This window comes from Bradyrhizobium sp. P3_C3, from assembly GCF_056402655.1.
The window spans coordinates 19469-33562 of the sequence record NZ_JBFUGY010000027.1 but is presented as its reverse complement, the minus strand read 5'-3'; the positions used below and the strand labels follow the sequence as shown (position 1 = coordinate 33562).

General features: G+C 64.8%; 16 protein-coding genes. 9 read left to right on the top strand and 7 right to left on the bottom strand.

All coding sequences use genetic code 11. The features are described 5' to 3' along the window. Positions 1–26 precede the first annotated feature (26 nt). The 3 genes from AC1DW2_RS27135 to AC1DW2_RS27125 all read left to right on the top strand — a co-directional run bounded on the left by AC1DW2_RS27135 (position 27) and on the right by AC1DW2_RS27125 (position 2137). Positions 27–197, top strand: coding sequence for a hypothetical protein (locus AC1DW2_RS27135; protein WP_014497648.1), 171 nt, complete (start codon positions 27–29; stop codon positions 195–197). 231 nt (positions 198–428) lie between these two features. Continuing rightward, on the top strand, positions 429–1160 hold the full coding sequence (locus AC1DW2_RS27130; RefSeq protein ID WP_014497649.1) for a 4'-phosphopantetheinyl transferase family protein: 732 nt from the start codon (positions 429–431) through the stop codon (positions 1158–1160). Then, a complete protein-coding gene (locus AC1DW2_RS27125) occupies positions 1157–2137 on the top strand; it encodes an LLM class flavin-dependent oxidoreductase (protein WP_477007520.1) in 981 nt (326 codons plus the stop codon). The genes AC1DW2_RS27130 and AC1DW2_RS27125 overlap by 4 nt, the downstream gene beginning before the upstream one ends. On the opposite strand, the gene AC1DW2_RS27120 is transcribed toward AC1DW2_RS27125, so the two are convergent. From AC1DW2_RS27120 to AC1DW2_RS27110, 3 genes are read right to left on the bottom strand one after another with little or no spacing between them, the layout of a single operon-like run. Next, positions 2134–2973: an ABC transporter ATP-binding protein gene (locus AC1DW2_RS27120; RefSeq protein ID WP_477007519.1), complete on the bottom strand. Its 840-nt coding sequence runs from the start codon at positions 2971–2973 to the stop codon at positions 2134–2136. The genes AC1DW2_RS27125 and AC1DW2_RS27120 overlap by 4 nt on opposite strands. Beyond that, a complete protein-coding gene (locus AC1DW2_RS27115; RefSeq protein WP_477007518.1) occupies positions 2970–3770 on the bottom strand; it encodes an ABC transporter permease in 801 nt (266 codons plus the stop codon). Before AC1DW2_RS27115 ends, AC1DW2_RS27120 begins: the two co-directional genes overlap by 4 nt. Positions 3771–3774: 4 nt before the next feature. Further along, entirely contained in the window at positions 3775–5172 is a 1398-nt protein-coding gene (locus tag AC1DW2_RS27110) for an ABC transporter substrate-binding protein (RefSeq protein ID WP_477007517.1), read from the bottom strand. Between AC1DW2_RS27110 and AC1DW2_RS27105 the strand changes: the two genes are divergently transcribed. Together AC1DW2_RS27105 and AC1DW2_RS27100 are read left to right on the top strand one after the other, a co-directional pair. Continuing rightward, positions 5075–5416 (top strand): hypothetical protein, encoded by a 342-nt coding sequence (locus AC1DW2_RS27105; protein WP_477007575.1) that lies wholly within the window; start codon positions 5075–5077, stop codon positions 5414–5416. The two genes, AC1DW2_RS27110 and AC1DW2_RS27105, sit on opposite strands and share 98 nt — an antisense overlap. A gap of 83 nt (positions 5417–5499) precedes the next feature. Beyond that, entirely contained in the window at positions 5500–6339 is an 840-nt protein-coding gene (locus AC1DW2_RS27100; protein WP_477007516.1) for a Crp/Fnr family transcriptional regulator, read from the top strand. 156 nt (positions 6340–6495) lie between these two features. Here the strand turns inward: AC1DW2_RS27100 and AC1DW2_RS27095 are convergent, their stop codons facing one another. From AC1DW2_RS27095 to AC1DW2_RS27085, 3 genes are all read right to left on the bottom strand, one after another. After that, entirely contained in the window at positions 6496–7521 is a 1026-nt protein-coding gene (locus AC1DW2_RS27095; RefSeq protein ID WP_477007515.1) for a histone deacetylase family protein, read from the bottom strand. Positions 7522–7649: 128 nt separating this feature from the next. Beyond that, positions 7650–8591 carry an SMP-30/gluconolactonase/LRE family protein gene (locus tag AC1DW2_RS27090; RefSeq protein WP_477007514.1) on the bottom strand — a complete coding sequence of 314 codons (942 nt, stop codon included), beginning with the start codon at positions 8589–8591 and terminating at the stop codon, positions 7650–7652. Next, on the bottom strand, positions 8548–10614 hold the full coding sequence (locus tag AC1DW2_RS27085) for a PQQ-dependent sugar dehydrogenase (RefSeq protein WP_477007513.1): 2067 nt from the start codon (positions 10612–10614) through the stop codon (positions 8548–8550). Before AC1DW2_RS27085 ends, AC1DW2_RS27090 begins: the two co-directional genes overlap by 44 nt. Positions 10615–10821: 207 nt before the next feature. Here AC1DW2_RS27085 and AC1DW2_RS27080 point away from each other — a divergent pair, with 207 nt between their 5' ends. Then, on the top strand, positions 10822–11055 hold the full coding sequence (locus AC1DW2_RS27080) for a DUF6894 family protein (RefSeq protein WP_477007512.1): 234 nt from the start codon (positions 10822–10824) through the stop codon (positions 11053–11055). A 9-nt stretch (positions 11056–11064) separates the two neighbouring features. Continuing rightward, positions 11065–11241 carry a hypothetical protein gene (locus tag AC1DW2_RS27075; protein ID WP_014497659.1) on the top strand — a complete coding sequence of 59 codons (177 nt, stop codon included), beginning with the start codon at positions 11065–11067 and terminating at the stop codon, positions 11239–11241. A 21-nt stretch (positions 11242–11262) separates the two neighbouring features. On the opposite strand, the gene AC1DW2_RS27070 is transcribed toward AC1DW2_RS27075, so the two are convergent. After that, entirely contained in the window at positions 11263–12036 is a 774-nt protein-coding gene (locus tag AC1DW2_RS27070) for an enoyl-CoA hydratase-related protein (RefSeq protein WP_477007511.1), read from the bottom strand. Positions 12037–12164: 128 nt separating this feature from the next. Between AC1DW2_RS27070 and AC1DW2_RS27065 the strand changes: the two genes are divergently transcribed. Together AC1DW2_RS27065 and AC1DW2_RS27060 are read left to right on the top strand one after the other, a co-directional pair. Continuing rightward, positions 12165–13754 (top strand): gamma-glutamyltransferase family protein, encoded by a 1590-nt coding sequence (locus tag AC1DW2_RS27065; RefSeq protein WP_477007510.1) that lies wholly within the window; start codon positions 12165–12167, stop codon positions 13752–13754. A gap of 91 nt (positions 13755–13845) precedes the next feature. Further along, a complete protein-coding gene (locus tag AC1DW2_RS27060; RefSeq protein WP_477007509.1) occupies positions 13846–14088 on the top strand; it encodes a hypothetical protein in 243 nt (80 codons plus the stop codon). Positions 14089–14094 lie beyond the last annotated feature (6 nt).

Genomic DNA, 14094 nt, shown 5'->3' with positions numbered 1-14094 from the left:
ATTATTTTCAACCGGGGGAGTATGTTATGGGTTTCATCAAATTTACCAAGGGTACCTCGTTGAGCGACAAGGACCGCAAGGCCCTGCAAAAGCTGCTGGGCGCCGAGAAGAAGAAGCTCCAGTCCGCGCTCAAGGATGTCGACGCCAGCCTTTCGATGCTGGGCGGAGCGAAGAAAGCCAAGAAGAAGAAGAAGTAAGGATCGTCGGCCGGGACGCCGCACGAATCCTCAGGCTTCACTTTCCGGATATGGGCCGCTCGCTCGTCGAGTTGGGGTCTCGCACAAGCTTGCGCCTGTAAACCGGCCTGCAAATCGACAAGAAATTGCCCGGGTGGACCGTTAGAAGCGGTCCGCTCAGTTGATTCTTGCTCAGTTGTTTCTTCCGTCAGGGCCGGTCTTGGCCTCCGCCTGACGCCATGGGCCTTATTGATGGCAGACGACAGAATTGAACTGTTTGTCGGACTGATCGAGACCATTGACGCTCCGGGCGCAGTCGATGCGTGCCGACGCCTGCTCTCGGTCGACGAACGGATCCGCGCCGATCGCTTCATGTTCGAGCGGCATCGGCGGCAGTATATCTTCGCGCACGCGATGCTGCGCCTGGCGCTGTCGCAGGCCGCGCCGAACGTCGCACCCACCGATTGGTCCTTCGGGGCCGGTCGCTACGGGCGGCCGTTTGTCGCGGCGCCCGCGACCTCGACCGCGCTGCATTTCAGCCTGTCCCATGCCGATGGCTGCGTTGCCTGCGTCGTCTCCGGGCATGAGACCGTCGGCGTCGACGTCGAAACCGTGTCACGGCGGGTCGCGCCCCTGTCCACTGCGCTTCGCTTCTTTGCGCCGGAGGAGGTCGAAACGTTGCGCGGGCTGCCGGAGCCCGCCGCGATCGAGCGCTTTTTCGACTATTGGACGCTCAAGGAGGCCTATCTGAAGGCGAGGGGTTTTGGGCTCAATCTGCCGCTCGACGCTTTCGCGATGCAGGTGTCCCGCGAGGCCATCGAGATCAGCTTCAAGCCCGATATCGCCGACGATCCGCATGCATGGCGATTCTCGCTGTGCTCGCCGTCGCCCTCGCATCGCCTCGCGATCGCCGACGGCTCCCGCGCGCACGGCGGCCTTCCCATCACCCGCAATTCCTGGCCGTTCCAGGAAGCGGCTGAATGACGCCCCCGCGGCTGCGCGTCTTTCCCGCGATCTCGCGCAACCGCGATCCCAAGAAATATGTCGGCGAGCTGATGCGGGTGGCACAGTTCGCCGACCGTAACGGCTTCGAAGGCATCCTGCTGTTCGAAGGCAACGACGTGTTCGTCGAGCCCTGGGCGATGGCCCAGCACATCATGGGTGAGACCACGCGAAGCTCGCCGCTGATCGCGGTCAATCCGGTCTACATGCACCCGTTCACCGCGGCAAAATTCGTCTCGTCCTTTGCGCAGCTCCACGGCCGCAAGGTCTATCTCAACATGATCACGGGGACCGCGGTCAGCGATTTGCAGGGGCTGGGCGACGAGCAGTCGCATGCGGACCGCTACGTCCGGCTCGGCGAATTCGTCGCGCTGATGCGCCAATTGCTGGAAAGCCCCCGCCCGGTGAATGTCGAGGGCCGGTTCTACCGCGCAAGCAATCTGCAACTTCGCCCGCGCCTGCCGGCGGAACTGATGCCGGAATTCCTGGTCGCGGGCCAGTCGGAGGCCGCGCAGCGCGTGGCGAAGGAGACCGGCTGCATCAAGATGCAGATGCTGCCGCCCGATCTCGATCGCGGCCTCGATGCGCCCGGAATGAACTTTGGCATCTTCGCCCGCGAGGGACGCGACGAGGCACGGCAGGCGGCAACGGCGCGTTTCCGTGACAATGCCGATGACCGCGAGCTGCTCGCGCTCACAGTGGAGAACAGCGATTCCGTGTGGAAGCGGCGGCTGTATGAAGGCCAGAGCGGCGAGCTCGCTGACAATGGCTACTGGCTGCTGCCGTACCTCACCTTCCAGGCCGACTGCCCCTATCTCGTCGGCAGCTACATCGAGATCGGCGCAAAGCTGAAGGATTTTGCGGCGAAGGGCCTGACCACGATCATGCTCGACATGGTCGCCGACGAGGCCGAGATGCAGCACGTCCGCAAGGCGCTCGCGGCGAGCGGGATGTTCTAGGACGTCACGCCGAGCGGACTGAGCCGTGCCAACGGCTCGCTGCCCTCCGGCCGTCGCAAAAGCTGCATGACATGACGCTTCAGGCGTACGAACTCGGGTTCGGTCACGAGATCGTGGCTGCGTGGCCGCGCGAAAGGCAGCACGACATCCTCGATCACCCGGCCGGGTCTTGCGCTCATCACGACGATACGATCGGCGAGGAACAATGCCTCGTCGATGTCGTGGGTGACGAAGACGGTTGTGGTCGGGATCTTGCTCCAGATGTCGAGCAGGACCTCCTGCATCATGCCGCGCGTCTGCGCGTCGAGCGCGCTGAAGGGCTCGTCCATCAGCAGCACCCGCGGCTGGTTGATCAGGACCCTCGCAATTTCCACGCGCTGCTGCATACCGCCCGACAATTGCGCCGGATAGAACGCCTCGAAGCCGGAGAGGCCGACCAGCTTCAGGATCGCGTCGGCGGCACGGTCGCGCTCCCTCCTCCCGAGACCCCGCATCTTCGGGCCGAAGGCGACATTGTCACGCACCCGCTTCCAGGGAAACAGCGTGTGCTGCTGAAACACCATGCCCCGGTCCGGGCTCGGGCTCTGGACCTGCTGGCCGTCGACCGTGAGACGGCCAGCCGTGATCGGCAAATGCCCGGCCAGCGCGCCAAGCAGCGTGGATTTGCCGCAGCCGGAGGGACCGAGGATGCAGACGAGCTCGCCCGGCGCAATCGCGATGTCGAGACCGCTGACCGCTTCGAATGCGTCAGCGCCCGATCCGAGTGAAATCGAGACATCGGCGAAGTCGATCCGACCGACGCTGTTCGTGCCGATATCCGCGACCCGGATGTTCATCGCGCCACCTTCGGGCTACGCCAGGGCATCAGAAGCCGCCCGGCCGTCGTCAGCAGCCAGCTCGAACCCATGCCGAGCAGGCCGATGATCAGCATGCCGACGATGATGTCGGCGTAGTTCTGGAGCGTGTAGGCTTCCCAGGTGTAATAGCCGATGCCGAACTGGCCCGAGATCATCTCCGCGGTGACGAGGCAGAACCACGAGGTGCCCATGCCGATCGCAAGCCCCGTGACGATGCTGGGCGCGGCGTCCGGCAGCACGACTTCGCTCAGGATCGCCAACTCCCCCGCGCCGAGGCTGCGGGCGGAGGCAACCAGCCGGCGGTCGACATTCGCGACACCGTGGACGGTGTTCAGCACGATCGGAAACAAGGCACCGATGAAGGTGATGTAGATCATCGAGAGTTCGGACGACGGAAAGATCAGGATCGACAGCGGTATCCACGCCACCGCCGGAATCGGGCGCAGCAATTCCAGTGGCGGCAGCAAAAGGTCGCTCGCGGCGCGTGACCGGCCGATGGCAAAACCAAGGATCACGCCGATCACCACCGCCGCCCCGTAGCCCGCGAACACGCGCCAGAGGCTGCTGGTGACGTGTGCCGTCAGTTTCGGCGAACGAAACAGGGCGAGCGCGGATTGAACGACCTCGACCGGCGGCGGCACGTTGCGGAAGGTCACGATCCCCAGATTGAGATGCGTTGTCGAAGCGACCTGCCACAGGGCGATGCAGGCCAGGATCGAAAGGCCGCGGACCATCCAGCGGATGCCCGCAGGCCGCGCCTTGATAGCGGTGACCATCGCCTTACCGGCTCGCGACGAGGGACTCGCGCGCGGCCGCGAAGTCGAGCACCGCGCCACCGTTCTTCTTCGACCAGCCCTCGGCCGCCTGCTTGAGCAGGAACGCGCTCAGCTCGCCCTTGGACGACCGCACGAACCAGGCCTGATTTGCGAACAGCTTGATGCCGCTTTCACGATCCTGCGCATATACGACGCGGATGGTCTTGCCATCCTTCTCGAGGCCGGCGAGCGCCTTGAGCGCGTTCTCGGGCGAGGCATAGTGGCGTACATGAGCCTCGTCCTTGACCCAGATCTGTGCGACGCGGCTGAAGTCGCTGATCTCGGCGCCCGTTGCGGCGTCCTTGGCACGAAGCGGAAGCTGCGCGTAGTTCTTCAGTTCGGAGTCGTAATCGCGTCCCGCCTGCGCCGCCGCGATACGGATGAACTTGTCGGTCACGAACTGGTTGATATCGAGATCACTGTCCGCGCGCTTGAGCAGCTTCAGCGTCTTGATCGAGGTTGCGACCGCCTGGCGGTACTCCGGCTTCCAGGTCACATCGCGGGTCTGAAGACCGAGCGGCCCGTGAAAGAGGTAGTCGACCTCCGCCTCGATGCCGGTCACCTTCGCGATCAGCTCGCTGTACTTCTCCGGCTCTTCCGCGATCAGGCGGTCCGCTTCCAGCGCTGCGCGCAGATAGGCGACGACGATCTCGGGATATTTCTCGGCGTATTCCGCGTCGACCAACCCACCGTGGAATGTCGGGGCATTGGCCTGCGCGCCGTCAAAGATCTTGCGCGCGAAGCCGCGCCACGGGAACAGTTCGGCGAACGGAACGAAGTCGGCATGCGCCTCGATCTTACCGGTCTGCAAGGCCGGCCCCGCCACCTCCGGCGCCTGCGTGATGATGTTGACGTCGGTCTCGGGATTCCAGCCCTTGGCCTCGATCGCGCGGAGCAGCATGCCGTGCGAGGTCGAGGCGAAGGGAACCGAGATGGTCTTGCCTTTTAGCTCATCGAGCGATTGCACCGGCGAGTTCGACGGCACCACGATGCCGTTGCCACTGCCCTTGGTGCTGCCGGACAGCACACTGATGAAGAGGCTGCGGCGGCCAGCCTTTTGGAACGCTACGCCGTTGAGCGAGCCCGGAAAGTCAGCCATCGCGCCGAAATCGAGCTTGCCTGCGACCATCTCGTTGGTGAGCGGCGCGCCGCTCGTAAAATTCTTCCACTGGATGTCGTAGGTGACGTCCTTGTACTTGCCGTCATGGGGCAGAAATTTCTCAAGCAGCTTGAGCTCGCGAATGAGCAGTCCGCCGGTCGCGCAATTGATCGTCGTGTCCTGCGTTCCAACCGCCACGCGGATCGTCTCCGCATGCGACGGTCCGAACATCGCGATCGTCAAAGCCACAACGGCTGCACTCATTCTCAAAGAGCTGAAATCGATCATCGAACTGTCCTCGGAGGCCGGCCACGTGCCGGCGACGATGCCAGTCTTCACTATCGAAGGCGCGGCGCACCGCATGAAGCAATTACTTGCATCGCCGTCGAAGACTGCTCGCGTCGTGAATCCGTCGCGTAACGGCGCAAAGGATTTTCTCAGGACCGCGCTCTCGGCAGAGGAATCATTCCGCTGCCGGTCGCCGCACACATCAAGCTTTGCTAAGTGATTTGGAACGACCGCAAAGAGATGGACATCGCACCACCGCCGCACTTACCTATTCGCAAGCCCCTGGAGAGCTGACGGATTGCGATGACCATACTCAAGGAAGCTGCCGCGACCGAGCCTGCCGCTTTCGCCGACCGGCCTCATGCAGGCGTTCCGTTCGACTGGACCGACCACAAGAAGACGCGGCGGATCCGCGGCACACGTGCAAAGCCCGCAAGCTCGGCGCTGTTCATGAGCGAGACGATCGACGGGCTGAATGCCGGCGCGCATTTCCTCGACCGCTTGTCCGCGTCGGAGCAGGCGCGCGTGCACGCGGTCGGCCGCATCATCTCGGTGCCGCAGGGCGAAATGGTATTCAGCCAGGGCGATGGCCACGACGGCATCTTCATCATCCGCCGTGGACAGGTGCGGGTCTATTACACCGCGCCGTCGGGACGCGAGATCACGCTCGCCTATTGGACGCCGGGACATTTCATCGGAGGCCCCGAGATATCCGGCGGTGGCATTCACATGTGGTCGGGCATCGCCATCGAGGCCTGCGAGATCACGACACTCTCCGGGCCGGCGCTCGAGAAGCTGTTGACCGGCATGCCGAGCTTCGCGTTGGCGCTGATCGACGGCCTCATCGCCAAGGGCAAATGCTACTCCTCGATGGCACAGATCCTCGGCACGCGCTCGGTGATCGAGCGGCTGGCGCAGTTCCTGCTCACGCTGTCGGAGTTGCACGGCACGGCCGACGGCGACACCATCGTCATCGACCGCAAGATCACCCATGACCAGATCGCCGCCATGGTCGGCTCGACCCGGCAATGGGTGACGATGATGCTGAAGCGTTTCCAGAACCGCCGCATCATCGCCATCGACGGCAGCACCATCCGGATCAGGCGGATCGACCTGCTGGAGCAGATCCTTTTCAAGGACTGAGGTTCGCCTCTCCAGCGCTAGCGCTTTGGGCGTTGAAGCACCCTCAGCGTCATGGCCGGGCTTGTCCCGGCCATCCACGTCTCACCCCTCGGCGCAAAGAACGTGGATGCCCGGGACAAGCCCGGGCATGACGACCTACGCGGGGAGAGGTGAAGCTCACCGCCCCTCTTCGAATCCCGCCAGCACCGACGTCAAATTCGCGCCCAGAATATCCGAGAGATAGCCGCCCTCCTGCACGAACACGGTCGGCAGGCCCAGCTTCGCGATCGCCTGGCCGATGCGCCGGAAGCCCGGCGTGGTGACGGCGAGGCCCTTCAGTGGATCGTGCTCGGAGGCATCGAGGCCGAGCGCGATGACGAGGGCGCCGGGTGCAAAGGATTCGATCGCCTTGCGCGCGACATCCATCGCCTGGATGTAGCCGTCGTCACCGGTGCCGATGGCCAGGGGGATGTTGAGATTGGCGCCGAGGCCGGGTCCTTCGCCGCGCTCATGCGCGTAGCCCCACACATAAGGATAGTACGCGATGGGGTCGGCGTGGATCGACACCGTGTAGACGTCAGGGCGTGCGTAGAAGATTCCTTGCGTACCGTTGCCGTGATGGACGTCGACGTCGAGGATCACGACGCGCTCATGCTTGAGCCGCAGATGTGCGGCCGCGATCGCGCTGTTGTTGAGGAAACAGAAGCCGCCGGCCATGTCGCGGTAGGCGTGATGACCGGGCGGGCGGCAGAGCGCATAGGTCGCATCCTCGCCGTCCATCACCATCTGCGCTGCCGTGACCGCAACGTCGGTGGCGGCGCAGGCCGCGGCCCAGGTGCCGGGACCGATCGGCGCCGCGGTATCGGCGGTGTGCCAGCCAAGCTTGCCGACGATATGGGTCGGATAGGTCGCGGCATGGCGCACGGGATGGATGTTGCCGATCATCTCCGGGCCGGAATCGCCAAGCGCGGTCCAGGCGTCCCAGGCTTCGCTGAGGAACGACAGATATTCCGGGCTGTGAATCCGCGCACGCGGCCCCTGTCCGAATGTCGTCGGTTCGACCAGCTGATGCTTGCCGTCCTTCAACCCCTTGAGCAGGCGATCGGCGCGCTCGGGCTGCTCCGTGGTGCGCTTGACGACACCGCGAACCAGGAAGAATTGCGGATCGTGGCTGCGATGCAGTTCGGTATGGACGGCTTTCACTCAAACACTCCGTGGTCGCGTTGACGGTGCCCACAGATGTCTAAATGCCTGCGGCGGCCAGATGCAAGCAAGAAGAATGCCGCCGCTTTGGTGCTGCTCTGCGCCGGAGGCAGACCGCCCGTGATGCTCTAGCAGCGCCCGCGCTGGAGGCAGTGCTCGCGGCCCTGCTGGTCGGTGCGGAAGGACTCGACGAAGCCGCCCTGACGCTGGGTGACGAAGACGGTCTTGCCGTCGCTGCCGCCGAAGGCGAGATTGGTCGGCTCCTTGCCCTTCAGCGCGATCTCGCGTTCGACCGCACCATTGGGCTTCATCAGCGCGATGGTGCCCTTGAGGATGCGCGCGACATAGAGACGGCCGGCGACGTCGGTGCGCAGCCCGTCGACGGTGTCGGGCTGAAAGGCTTTGACGAGTTTTGCGCCGGTGAGCTCGTTGCTGCGGACGGTGTAGGACCAGATTTCGCCGCTGCTGGATTCCCCGACATAGAGCGTCTTGCCGTCAGGGCTGAGGTCGATGCCGTTGGTGGTGCCCATCGCGCGCGGCGCCGACATCACCTGCCCCTGCACCGTGCCGTCCGCGGATTTGGCGATCCGCCAGATGTGGCCTTCCCTGCCCTTCCAGTTCGGATCGCTCGCATAGATCGTGCCGTCGCGCGCGACCGTGATGTCGTTGGGTTGGTTCATCTCGTCGGAATGAAACCAGACGACGGGCTCGCTCGCGCCCTTCGGGATCGCGAAGATGTTGTGCTTCTTGTAGTCGGCGATGAACATGGTGCCGTCACGCGCAAAGCGGATGGCATTGCCGACGCTGCCCGCGGGCAGTGCCGTGAATTGCTCCGAAGCCGCGCCGCCCGCCGGCAGCTTGCCGATGGTGCCGGGCTTGCCGAAGTTGACCACGAAAAGATTGCCGTCGAGATCGGCCGCCGGCCCTTCGATGCCGAAGGTGTATTCGCCCGGGGGCGTCACCTGCACGCTTTCGAACAGCTTTGTTTCCGCATGGGCCGGCGATGCGGCGATGACGAGAAGGACGCTACTGCACAGGCACCAGAAATTCCTGCCGGATGTAATAGCCATCGTCGTCGCTGCACTCGCCATTCAAATAGGGATCGGCAGGCCGGAAGAATCGGCTGAAGCCGGCTTTGTCTACAGCGCTCCTTTGTGTCACGACAACGACCTTGCCGGCCGGTATTTCGCCGCATTCCTTGTTGGTCTTGCCAAAGAACTTGCGCTGCGGCGGGCCGGACTTGATCCGTATCCGCGTGCCCGGAACCATTTTCGCAACCAGCAGGTCCGCGGTATCGAGCAGCCGCGTGTAGCCAGGCTCTGACTTGGGCAGGCTTTCGCCGCCCGGCGGCATCAGCTTCTCGGCGCCGATGCCGCGCAGCCGCGTGCGCAGCTTGCCGGAGCCTGGATCGCCCGGATAGATCCAGCCGTCCTGCGACAGCATGAAGCGCAGCACCGTCGCGTCCTTTTCCGCATCCGATTGCCCTGCCTTCAGGCCGAAATCCGAGTGGCAGCCGACGCAGTGCTTTTCGACGAGCCCCTTACGCAGCGTGGTGAGCCGGACACTGTTCTGCGCGTCTTTGGCGACGAAGGCCGCGAGCTGGTCGATCATCGCCTGGCTGCGCATGTCGCAAGGCAATGGCGGCGGATCGCCAGCAGCGCGATCGATGCGGATTACCGTCTGGTTCTTGTCCTCGACCAGCCAGATTGCGCCGTCCTCTGCGACCGTCATGCCGACGGGCGCGCCCTGCGGCCGCGCGCCGTTGACGCGGTGCCAGCCTGCGATCAGTTCGTCGAATGGCGCGGCGGCGACTTCTCCGGCGTCGGTCTGAAAGCTGTGGGTCGGATCTGCCGCGCAACTGACGTGGTAGCGCACCGGCGCCGGGGCGGGCTTCGGGAAGCCATGGTCGTCGACGTCATAGACGAGGACGCGGCTGCCGGTCGGACGATAGCCGTGCAGGCCGACCAGCAGCTTGCCTTCCAGCTCCGGGAATTTCGCGCCGTGATAATAGAGCATCGCGAGCGGCGCGCCGTGCGGCGGCATCAGCGAGAACGGTGCCTTGTAGAGCGCATTGGCCGTGCAGAGCGACTTGTAGACCCCGGATTGCAGCACGAGCTTGAATTCGGGGCTCGGCGTCGAGAGGTCGTAGCAATAGGGCCAGCCATAATGCCTGCCCTGCTCGATCGCGTTGATCTCCTCGTTCGGCTTGAAGATGTCGGGCAGGTCGCGGCCSTTCTCGCCCTGCAGGAAGGCGTAGCCGGCATCGGGAAAATTCGGATGCAGCGCCAGCGCCATCGAATTGCGCAGGCCGCGCGCATAGACGGTGTGCGGTGGATCGGGATCGGCCGGCTTCAGCGCCGGGAAGGTCCCGCCTGCGGGCGGTGTGAACAGCCAGATCGAGGCCATCGCGGACGCTCCCTCGGCCGACGCGCATGGCCTTGTGATCGGCGCCGACGTGATGCAGTCGTCGCTGTGCGAGCCGACATTGACGAACAGCCGCCCGTTCCTGTCAAAGACGAACTGCTTGAGCGGATGCGCGCTCTCGTCGAGCCTGGTGCCGTCGGGCAATGTGATCCGGCGGCCGGGCATGTGCCGGATGATGGTCTCGACCGTGCTGCGGGGATTGTCGGCGAGCGGATCGAACCGGAAGATCGTCTCCGCGGTCGAGGCGTACAGCTTCTTGTCCGGGCCAACCACGAGGCCGAACGGATATTCGATCGCTGTCAGCAGCTCCTTGAACCGCTGCCCCTGGGGCGCATGCGGATCGAGCAGCAGCAGCCGTCCATCGGTGTGGCCCCAGCCGCCCATGTCGGCGACCACGAACAGGTCACAGCCTGGCACCTGGATGATCGAGCGCGGAAATTTCAGGCGATCCTCTTCGCTGGCGACGAGACCGGCGCAGAATCCCGCCTTCATGTCGATCTGGATTCTGGGAAAGGCGGGATCGCCGCTGCCACAGGTTTCCGTGCCGATCGCGTAGCCGCTTTTCCTCACCGGCTCGGAGGAGGCTCCCGGGGCAAGACCGAACAGCGCTCCGGCGACGATCGCCGCAAACAAGCTTCGGCGTTCATGCCAGAATGTGAGCTGGTTCACGGCGGTCCCCCGGACTTTCGGTCCAAAGTTGTTCCATGCCATGGGAACGCCGTCCAGTTGATCATCACCCCCCTGTGATCAAACCCGCTCGGGCCTTCGCAGCGACCAATCTCCGTAGATTCCCTTACCGGGCTCGCCCCGAATGTTTCGCAAAGGCCTCGGGTGGTATCGATTTGCCATCCCAGTCGCTCCCGACAGGAGACGCATATGGTCCAGGTCTATTTCCACTGCTCCAACACCGAAGGCACGCTGATCGATCGCAGCGGCACCGCGGTGGCCAGCCTGACCGAGGCGCGTGACCGTGCGACCCAGATCATGCACTCGATGATCTACACCCCGGGTGCCGAAGACTGGCGCGACTGGGTGATCCATGTCAGCGGCTCCGACGGCGAGGAGATCTTCGACCTTCCCTTCACCGCCATGCTCGGCAAGCCGCATTGAGGTGATGCCGTGCTGTTCGCTTCATTAACCCTGCTCTGCCAGCCCCTCAACTTCGTCGCCACCAAGTGGCAGAAGCTGGTGCGGATCGCAGGCAACCCCTACCGCCCCGAGCTTCACTACATGCGCGGGCCTGGCCCGAAATGGCACGCCAAATATCAGGCCAGCCGGCTGGATCGCAGGCTCTGAGCGCAGTCCGCGGCTGCTCCCCTACCTCCCCGTAAACTTCGCCTTGCGCTTCTCGACGAAGGCGGTGCGGCCTTCGATGGCGTCGGCGCTCTTGCGGATCGTGGCCTGAACCTCGATCTCGCGGCGGAACTGCGCCTCGTAAGCCGCATGCTCGCTCTCCTCGACAAGCGCACGCGTTGCGACCAAAGCGCGCGTCGGGCCGTCCGCCAGACGGCGCGCCAGGGCCAGCGCCTCGTCCATCAGCTTCGCATCGTCGACGACCTGCCGCACCAGGCCGATCTCCTGCGCGCGTTCGGCCGTCAGGGGCTCGTTCAGCAACATCAGCTCGAGCGCGCGCTGCCGGCCGACCAGCCGCGGCAGCAGCCAGGTCGAACCGAGATCGGGCACCAGGGCGATGCGGCTGAACACCTGGATGAAGCTCGCCGACCGCGCCGCAACAATCATGTCGCCGGCCATCGCAAGGCTGAAGCCGCCGCCGGCCGCGACGCCGTTGACGGCGACCACGACAGGCACGCGGCATTCGCGCAACGCCTTGAACGCGGGCCAGTAGAAGCGCATCACGCCGGCGGCGATGTCCTCGCCCAGCGCTTCCGATGCCTTCAAATTCTGTCCTGAGCAAAAACCGCGTCCCGCGCCGGTGAGGACCAGGGCGCGGACGTCCTCATCGCCAGTCATCTCGGCGACGGCGGCGGCGAGCGCGCCGAGCAGGTCCGGCGTCATCGCGTTCAGACTCGCCGGCTCGTCGAGGGTCAGAATTCCGACGGCGCCATCCCGCGCCTGTTTCACACCTGCCATGCCGCGTCTCCCTTTGGATTTTCTCGTTGGCGGCAATGTGCCATCCTTCGCGCGCCCCGCCAATGCTGCAGCTTCCGCGTCAGCGCAACGAAGCCAGAACAACCGAATCCAGAGATCAAGACGACATCATGCCTCATCAGTTCAGCCTCGCCCAAGCCGTCCGCAAACCCGCCGTCACATCCAAGGGCGGCATCGTCGCCTCGCAATCGCGGCGGGCGGCCGAAGTGGGGGCGCAGGTACTGGCGGCAGGGGGCGACTGCGTGGACGCGATCGTCGCGACCACCTTCGCACTGAACGTGCTGGAGCCCTGGAACAGCGGCATCGGCGGCGGCGGCGCCATGGTGCTCTACCGCGCCAAGGAAAATCGAACCGAGGTGATCGACTACGGCATGTGCGCGCCGCAGAGCCTGCGCACCACCGACTATCCGCTCAGCGGCGAAGGGGCGGCCTCCGATCTGTTTCCGTGGCCGCGGGTGAAGGACGATCGCAACATCCACGGCCCCGGCTCGGTCGCCGTGCCCGGCGTCGTCGCCGGCATGGAGGAGGCACATCGCCGCTACGCCAAGATGCCGTGGAAGGATCTGGTCGCGCCGGCCGCCGCGCTCGCCGGCGAAGGCCTGCTGGTCGATTGGTGGACCACGCTGACGATCGCGGCATCGGCAGCCGATCTCAGGCGCTATCCCGCGAGCGCGGCCACCTTCCTGAAGGATGGCCTGCCGCCGAGCGCGCCGTGGGGCATCAAGTCCGAGACGCGGCTGCCGCTGGCTACGTTGAAGGCGACGTTGTCGCACCTCGCCGAGGCTGGCCCCCGCGATTTCTACCAGGGCGATCTCGCCAAAAGCATCGCATCCGACATCAAGGCCGACGGCGGCTCGCTGTCGGTGGAGGATCTCGCCGCGTTTCGCGCCCATCTGCGCGAGCCGCTGGCGATCCCCTATCGTGACGGCAAGGTGTATGCGACGCCGGAGCTCACGGCCGGACCGACAATGGCGCATGCGCTGCGCCTGTTGCAGCAGAGTCTGAAGCCGGGAAGCGCACCCGATGCGACCACCTACAGCGAATATGCGGTGGCGCTGCAAGCAGCCTTCCGCGAGCGGCTCAAGGACATGGGCGATGCCGACGGCAAGCGATCGCTCGGCGCCGAATATCTGGCGCCCGCCTGCACAACGCATTTCTCCGTGGTCGACCGCCACGGCAACATCGCAGCGGTCACGCAAACGCTGCTCTCGTCCTTCGGCTCGAAATACGCGACGCCGCACACCGGCATCGCCATGAACAACGGCATCATGTGGTTCGACCCGACGCCGGGCACCACCAACTCGCTCGCTCCCGGCAAGCGCTGCCTCTGCAACTACACGCCCGTCATCGCCGAAACGAAGGACGGCAAGCGTCTCGCGGTCGGAGCCTCCGGCGGCCGCCGCATCCTGCCGTCCGTGATGCAGCTCGTGTCCTTTGCGATGGATTTCGGCATGGACCTCGACACGGCCATCCACCAGCCGCGGATCGACGCCAGCGAAGGCGCGGTCGTGATCGGCGACATCAGACTGCCCGCGGACGTGCGCAAGACACTTACCGCACGCTTCGATTATGAAGAGACGCACGTGCAGGCCGTGCCGCAGAAGTTCGCCTGCCCCAGCGTGGTGATGCGCGAGGGCGATACGAATTCGGGCGCGGTCGAGATCTTCCAGCCCTGGGCCGACGCTGTCGCCGAATCCTGAGCGTCACGACTCCTCCGCATTTGCACGCGACACCGCGATCGATGTTCGTTCGTCGAACGGACAGATGCGTGCCTAACAGGAGAGATTTCGGATGAAGAAACTTGCGCTCGCCGCAACACTGATCATCGCGGCCGGCTTCACCATGCCAAACGCCGCAATCGCCAGGGGCGGCCACGGTCATGGTCACGGCCATGGCCACGGTCACGGTCACGGCCATCATGGCGGATACCATGGACATCGCCATGCCACTCCTCCCGGATGGCATCACGGGCGCAAGGTCGGCTGGCGCGGCAGGGGCTGCCCGCCCGGCCTGTGGAAACAGGGCCGCTGCTGACGCCCT

What these genes read in the sequence shown, in the direction of transcription:
- AC1DW2_RS27135 (WP_014497648.1), top strand. Translation starts at nt 27, where the DNA reads ATGGGTTTCATCAAATTTACCAAGGGTACCTCGTTGAGCGACAAGGAC.
- AC1DW2_RS27130 (WP_014497649.1), top strand. Translation starts at nt 429, where the DNA reads ATGGCAGACGACAGAATTGAACTGTTTGTCGGACTGATCGAGACCATT.
- AC1DW2_RS27125 (WP_477007520.1), top strand. Translation starts at nt 1,157, where the DNA reads ATGACGCCCCCGCGGCTGCGCGTCTTTCCCGCGATCTCGCGCAACCGC.
- AC1DW2_RS27120 (WP_477007519.1), bottom strand. Translation starts at nt 2,973, where the DNA reads ATGAACATCCGGGTCGCGGATATCGGCACGAACAGCGTCGGTCGGATC.
- AC1DW2_RS27115 (WP_477007518.1), bottom strand. Translation starts at nt 3,770, where the DNA reads ATGGTCACCGCTATCAAGGCGCGGCCTGCGGGCATCCGCTGGATGGTC.
- AC1DW2_RS27110 (WP_477007517.1), bottom strand. Translation starts at nt 5,172, where the DNA reads ATGAGTGCAGCCGTTGTGGCTTTGACGATCGCGATGTTCGGACCGTCG.
- AC1DW2_RS27100 (WP_477007516.1), top strand. Translation starts at nt 5,500, where the DNA reads ATGACCATACTCAAGGAAGCTGCCGCGACCGAGCCTGCCGCTTTCGCC.
- AC1DW2_RS27090 (WP_477007514.1), bottom strand. Translation starts at nt 8,591, where the DNA reads ATGGCTATTACATCCGGCAGGAATTTCTGGTGCCTGTGCAGTAGCGTC.
- AC1DW2_RS27080 (WP_477007512.1), top strand. Translation starts at nt 10,822, where the DNA reads ATGGTCCAGGTCTATTTCCACTGCTCCAACACCGAAGGCACGCTGATC.
- AC1DW2_RS27070 (WP_477007511.1), bottom strand. Translation starts at nt 12,036, where the DNA reads ATGGCAGGTGTGAAACAGGCGCGGGATGGCGCCGTCGGAATTCTGACC.
- AC1DW2_RS27065 (WP_477007510.1), top strand. Translation starts at nt 12,165, where the DNA reads ATGCCTCATCAGTTCAGCCTCGCCCAAGCCGTCCGCAAACCCGCCGTC.
- AC1DW2_RS27060 (WP_477007509.1), top strand. Translation starts at nt 13,846, where the DNA reads ATGAAGAAACTTGCGCTCGCCGCAACACTGATCATCGCGGCCGGCTTC.